The organism is Roseiarcus sp. (assembly GCF_052145395.1).
GTDB lineage: Bacteria > Pseudomonadota > Alphaproteobacteria > Rhizobiales > Beijerinckiaceae > Roseiarcus.
Window position 1 is genome coordinate 1 of sequence record NZ_JBKQOT010000228.1, and the last position, 5,504, is coordinate 5,504.

The following is a 5,504-nucleotide window of genomic DNA, read 5'->3' on the forward strand; positions in this document are numbered from 1 at the left end:
CGCGCGCTGGCCGACGAAGGCCGCACCATGCTGGTCGTGACCCACGAGATGGGCTTCGCCCGCGACGTCTCGACCCGGGTGATGTTCCTGCATCAGGGGCTGGTGGAGGCCGAGGGCGAGCCCGAGGCGCTGTTCTCGGGGGCGACGTCGGAGCGCTTCCGGCAGTTCATCAGCAAGGAGCGCGGGTAAGGGCGCCGGTCGGCGTCCGTCCGGCTCGGGTTTGCTCCGCAATCGCAGCGCGATCCAGAGCATCCGTCTCAACACTTTCTGAGAAGCTTGCCTCCGTCCGCAGGCGTCTGATTTCGCCGCGATCTCGTCGTCAGAATCTTTCGCTTGATATTCTGGCCGCCTGGTCGGTCGACCGCGAGGAGGGTCCGGATCTTCATGCGTTCAAACCCGTTTGGCGTCCGGCGCGCCACGGCAATTCGGAAGCGAGTCCGACGAGCTTGAGACGTAGACGTTCGAGAGAGAGATAGATTACCGGCGTCGTAAAGAGCGTGAAGATCTGACTGAGTATCAGCCCTCCCATCACGGTTATGCCGAGCGGCTGACGCAGCGACGCCCCCTGGCCGATGCCAATCGCGAGCGGCACGGCGCCGAGCACCGCGGCGGCCGTGGTCATCATGATCGGTCGGAGACGTATCACGGCCGCCTCGTGAATGGCCTCCTTCCCATCACGCTTCTCGTAGCGTTCCAAATGGATCGCGACATCGATCATCATGATGGCGTTCTTCTTCACGATGCCGATGAGCAGAATTATGCCGATCAGCGCAATCATTGAGAACGGCACGTTGAACAGCAGGAGCGCCAGCGTCGCGCCGATCCCGGCCGAGGGGAGAGTCGACAGTATCGTCAGGGGATGGATGGTATTTTCGTAGAGAATTCCCAGCACGATATAAACGGCCACGAGCGCTGCGAGGATCAAAAGCGGAATTGCGGCCAGAGACTGCGCAAAGACCTGGGCGGAGCCTTGGAGCGTGCCGTGAATCGAGGCGGGGGCCCCCAACTCGCTCATGGCCGAATTGATCGCGGCAAGAGCGCCGCTGAGCGATCCTCCGGGCGGCAGGTTGAACGAGATCGTCGCCGCGATGAGGCCGCTTTGGTGGTTGACCTGAATTGCCGTATGGTTGTTGACGGACTGAGCCAGGGCGGACACGGGCACCATCGTCTCGGCGGCGGTGCTGTCGGAACTGCCGCTGGACGTGCCGCCGCGACTGTTGGATATCGCGTTCGTGGCCTGGTTGGCCTGGGCGTTGGCGTTCAACGTGTTCGTGCTTGCCGCAACCGCCTGAGTCGTGACGACCGAAATGAACGGGTTCACGCCGCTGACCGTGCCGGCCGGCATTTGCGTCTGTTGCGTCCCGGCCACATTGCCGGCTGCCGTGCTGAAGAAAATCCGATTGAGCGCTTGCGGATATTGCCAGTATTTCGGCGCGACCTCCATCACCACAAAATATTGGTTGTACGGATTGTAGATGGTGGAGACAGTGCGCTGACCAAAGGCGTCGTAGAGTATTGCGTCGATCTGATTTGGCGTGAGATTATAGCGCGCCGCAGTGTCGCGATCGATTGTCACATAGGTCTGCAACCCGTCCTGCTGCATGTCCGTGTTGACATCGGTCAATTGATCCCGGTGTTTGCCAAGCTCCGTTATCAGCCTCGGGACGAGCTTGTATATGGCGTCGGCGTCGTCACCGCTCAAGGTATATTGATATTCCGCTGCCGATTGCCTGCCGCCGATATGCAAGTCCTGTTGCGCCTGCAGGAACAGCCGCGCCCCGGCAATGCTGCTCAGTTTGGGGCGTAGGCGTTGGACGATTTCGGCTGCTGAAACGCCTCGCTCCGCGAGCGGTTTCAGTTCAACGAAGATATTGGCGGTATTGCCGGCTCGGCCAGCCGAACCCGAACCGGCGAAGCCGAAGACCGAGGCGACCCCGGGATCCGTCTGCACGATCTTTTGCAACTGGGCGAGCTTCTTGGACATCGCCGGAAAGGAGATATCCTGATCGGCGATGATCTGACCGAGCACGATGCCCGTGTCCTGCTCGGGAAAGAAGGTGGACGGCAAAAGCTCGAATAAATAGACATTTCCGACGATCAAGCCGATCAGCACCAGCCCGACCAGCAGCGTGCGGTCGAGGACGACATGCAGCCCGCGCGCATAGGCGTTCCTGAACCGATCGAACTGGTTCTCCATCCAGACGGCCCAGCGGGGCCTGGAATGCAACTCGGCACGCGATTTCAGGACGTGGGCGCACATGCATGGCGTAATGGTGAGCGAGATCACCATCGAAAACAGGATGGCGATCGACAGGGTCACCGCAAACTCGTGAAACACCAGGCCCACAGTCCCCGGCATCAATAGTATGGGAATGAACACAGCGATCAGGGACAGGCTCATCGAAATTACCGTGAAGGCGACCTCGGCGCTGCCGCGCAAAGCTGCGTCACGCGGACTCAGTCCCGAGTCGAGATGACGCACGATGTTTTCAAGCACGACGACGGCATCGTCGACGACGAAGCCGGTGCCGATGGTTAGCGCCATGAGGGAAAGATTGTCGATACTGTACCCGATCAGATACATCGGTCCGAACGTGCCGATGATCGACAACGGCAAGGCCACCGCGGGTATCCACGTTGAACGCAGGGATTGCAGGAAGACAAAAACCACCGCGATCACCAGCGTCACGGCGATGGTGAGGGTGCGTCCGGTGTCTTCGACTGCGGCGTTGACGGACTGCGAGCGGTCCATGGCGATGTTGACATGGGCGCCGTGCGGCAGAGTCGCCTCGACCGAGGGCAGGACCCTCCGGATTTCCGCGTCGGTTTCGACGATGTTGGCGCCCGGGATTGGATAGACGATGACGCCGACTGCCGACTTGCCGTTGTAAAGGCCGACATTGCGGATATTCTCGTTCGAATCTTCCACTTCGGCGACATCGTGCAACAGGACCGGCGACCCTTTGCGGTAGGCAATGACGAGGTTCTTGTAGTCGGCCGCGACGGAGGCCTGATCGTTGGACGTGACCTCGTAGCGTCGACCGCCGACGTCGAGATCGCCCTTGGCGCTGTCTGCGTTGGCGGCGGAGACCGCGGCCCGCACGTCCTCCATGCCGATGCCATAACTGTTGAGCTTGTCCGGTTCGAGTTCGATGCGGACGGAAGGCAACGCGGCGCCGCCGAGCGTGATCTGGCCGACGCCGTTGACCTGGGACAGCTGCTGCTGAATCACTGTATCGGCGCTGTCGTAAAGCTCCGCAGTAGTGAGCGTATCCGACGTCAACGCCAGGATCATGATCGGCGAGTCGGACGGGTTATATTGGCGCCACGTCGGATTGGTGCGTAAGGTTGTCGGCAAGTCCGCGCGGGCCGCCTGGATCGCCGCCTGGACGTCGCGGGAGGCGCCGTTGATGTCGCGGCTCACGTCGAATTGAGCGATGATCCTCGCCGCGCCGACATAGCTGGTCGACGTCAGTTCCGTCACGCCGGCGATCGTGGCCATACGCTTTTCCAACGGCTCGGCGACGGTGGCCGCCATGATTTCGGGCGCGGCCCCTGCCATGTTCGCCTGGACGACCACCACGGGGAACGTGATGTTCGGCAAGGGCGCCACGGGCAGGTGGAAATAGGCGAGCACGCCCGATAGCAGGATCGCGACGGCGAGCAGTGTCGTCGCCACCGGTCGGTCGATGAAAAGCGCGGGAATATTCACGCTGGACTCTCGGCCGGGGACGGGTCCGGCCGGCGATGGCCGAGACGCCGTGCAAGGCGGTCAAACGCGAGGTAGATGACCGGCGAGGTGAACAGCGTCAGGAGCTGGCTCAGCGCGAGACCGCCGATGATCGCCAGGCCGAGCGGCCGGCGCAGCTCGGAACCGGTGCCGGAGCCCAGGAGCATGGGCAGGGCGCCGAGCATCGCTGCGAGCGTGGTCATCAGGATCGGTCGGAAGCGTAGCAACGAAGCTTCGAAAATCGCCTCCTCGGGCGACCGGCCATGCACGCGCTCGGCTTCGAGCGCGAAGTCGACGATCATGATCGCGTTCTTCTTGACGATGCCGATGAGCAGGACGATCCCGATGATGCCGATCACATCAAGGTCCTCGCCGGCCATCATCAGCGCGAGCAACGCGCCGATGCCGGCCGATGGCAGCGTCGAAAGAATCGTCACCGGATGAATGAAGCTCTCGTACAGCACGCCCAGCACGATATAGACGGCGACGAGCGCCGCGATCAGCAGGAACACCTCGCTGGAAAGCGAGTCCTGGAAGGCCTGCGCCGCGCCCTGGAAGCTGCTGGTGATCGACGGCGGCAGATGCACCGCCTGAATGGCCTGATTGATTTCGTCGACCGCCGTGCTCAGCGACGCATGCTCTGTCAGATTGAAGGAGACGGTCACGGCGGGGAACTGCGCCAGATGACTGATCACAAGCGGGGACTTCCCGGTCTTGATGTCGGCGATGGCGGAAAGCGGCACTTGCCCCGTCGCCGCCGTCTGGCTCGGCAGATAGAGCGACTGCAAGGATTTCAGGTCGGGCAGGCGATCGCGCTTGGCCACCAGGATCACGCGATATTGCGTCGACTGGTTGAATATCGTCGTGACGATGCGCTGACCGAGCGCGTCGTAAAGCGCGTTGTCGATCGTCGCCGGGGTGATGCCGAAGCGTGCGGCGAGCTGTCGGTTGACATCGACATTGAGCGTCAGCCCCTCGTTGTTCAAGTCGCTGTCGACGTCGGAGATCGATTTGATCTGCCTCATCTTGTCGATGATCTGAGGCACGTATTTTGCGAACGCCTGCTGGCTGGGGCCACGCAAAACGAACTGATACTGATTGGGTGAAACCGTCGTATTGAGCGTCAGATCCTGTTCGGGTTGCAGATAGAGCTTGATGCCCGGAATATGCGCCACTTCACCCTGAATGCGCCTGGCGATCTGCTCGGCGGTGAGCGAACGGTCGTCGACTCCCTTCAGATTGATCAAAAAGCGGCCATTGTTCAGGGTCGCATTGGAGCCGTCGATCCCGACGTACGAGGTCAGGCTGGTCACGTCGGCGTCTCTCAGGATCGCATCCGCCAGCGCCATCTGCCGAGCCGACATCGCTTGGTACGAAACCGCATTGTCTGCGATGCTGATCCCCTGGAGGACTCCGATATCCTGCACGGGGAACAGTCCCTTCGGGATGACGACGTACAGGTATCCCGTCAATGCTACGGTGACGATCGCCACCAACAAGGTCAGTCCCTGATGGCGAAGCACCCAGCGCAAGCCGCGCTCGTAGGCGCTGAGCGTCATGTTGAACAATCCTTCGCTGATGCGCTCGAACCGGCTCGTATCGCGTTCCGACCGGCGCCGCAGCATGCGCGCGCAGAGCATCGGCACGAGGGTCAAAGACACGACGGCGGAAAGCACGATCGTGATTGCGAGCGTTACCGCAAACTCGCTGAACAGGCGTCCGATCACGCCGCCCATGAACAACAACGGGATCAGCACCGCGATCAGCGACACGG

Annotated in this window: 2 protein-coding genes and 1 pseudogene; 1 reads left to right on the top strand and 2 read right to left on the bottom strand. The window is 61.7% G+C overall.

The annotated features are described in order from the left end of the window. Positions 1 to 189, top strand: a pseudogene (locus ACLP25_RS07775) (histidine/lysine/arginine/ornithine ABC transporter ATP-binding protein); the annotation flags it as partial. 193 nt (positions 190 to 382) lie between these two features. Here ACLP25_RS07775 and ACLP25_RS07780 read toward each other — a convergent pair. Together ACLP25_RS07780 and ACLP25_RS07785 are read right to left on the bottom strand one after the other, a co-directional pair. Next, complete coding sequence (locus tag ACLP25_RS07780; RefSeq protein ID WP_442468642.1) at positions 383 to 3,712, bottom strand: efflux RND transporter permease subunit; 3,330 nt, start codon at positions 3,710 to 3,712, stop codon at positions 383 to 385. Next, positions 3,709 to 5,504 (bottom strand): efflux RND transporter permease subunit (locus ACLP25_RS07785; RefSeq protein WP_442468643.1); only part of this gene is annotated, 1,796 nt, incomplete at its 5' end. The genes ACLP25_RS07785 and ACLP25_RS07780, both read right to left, overlap by 4 nt.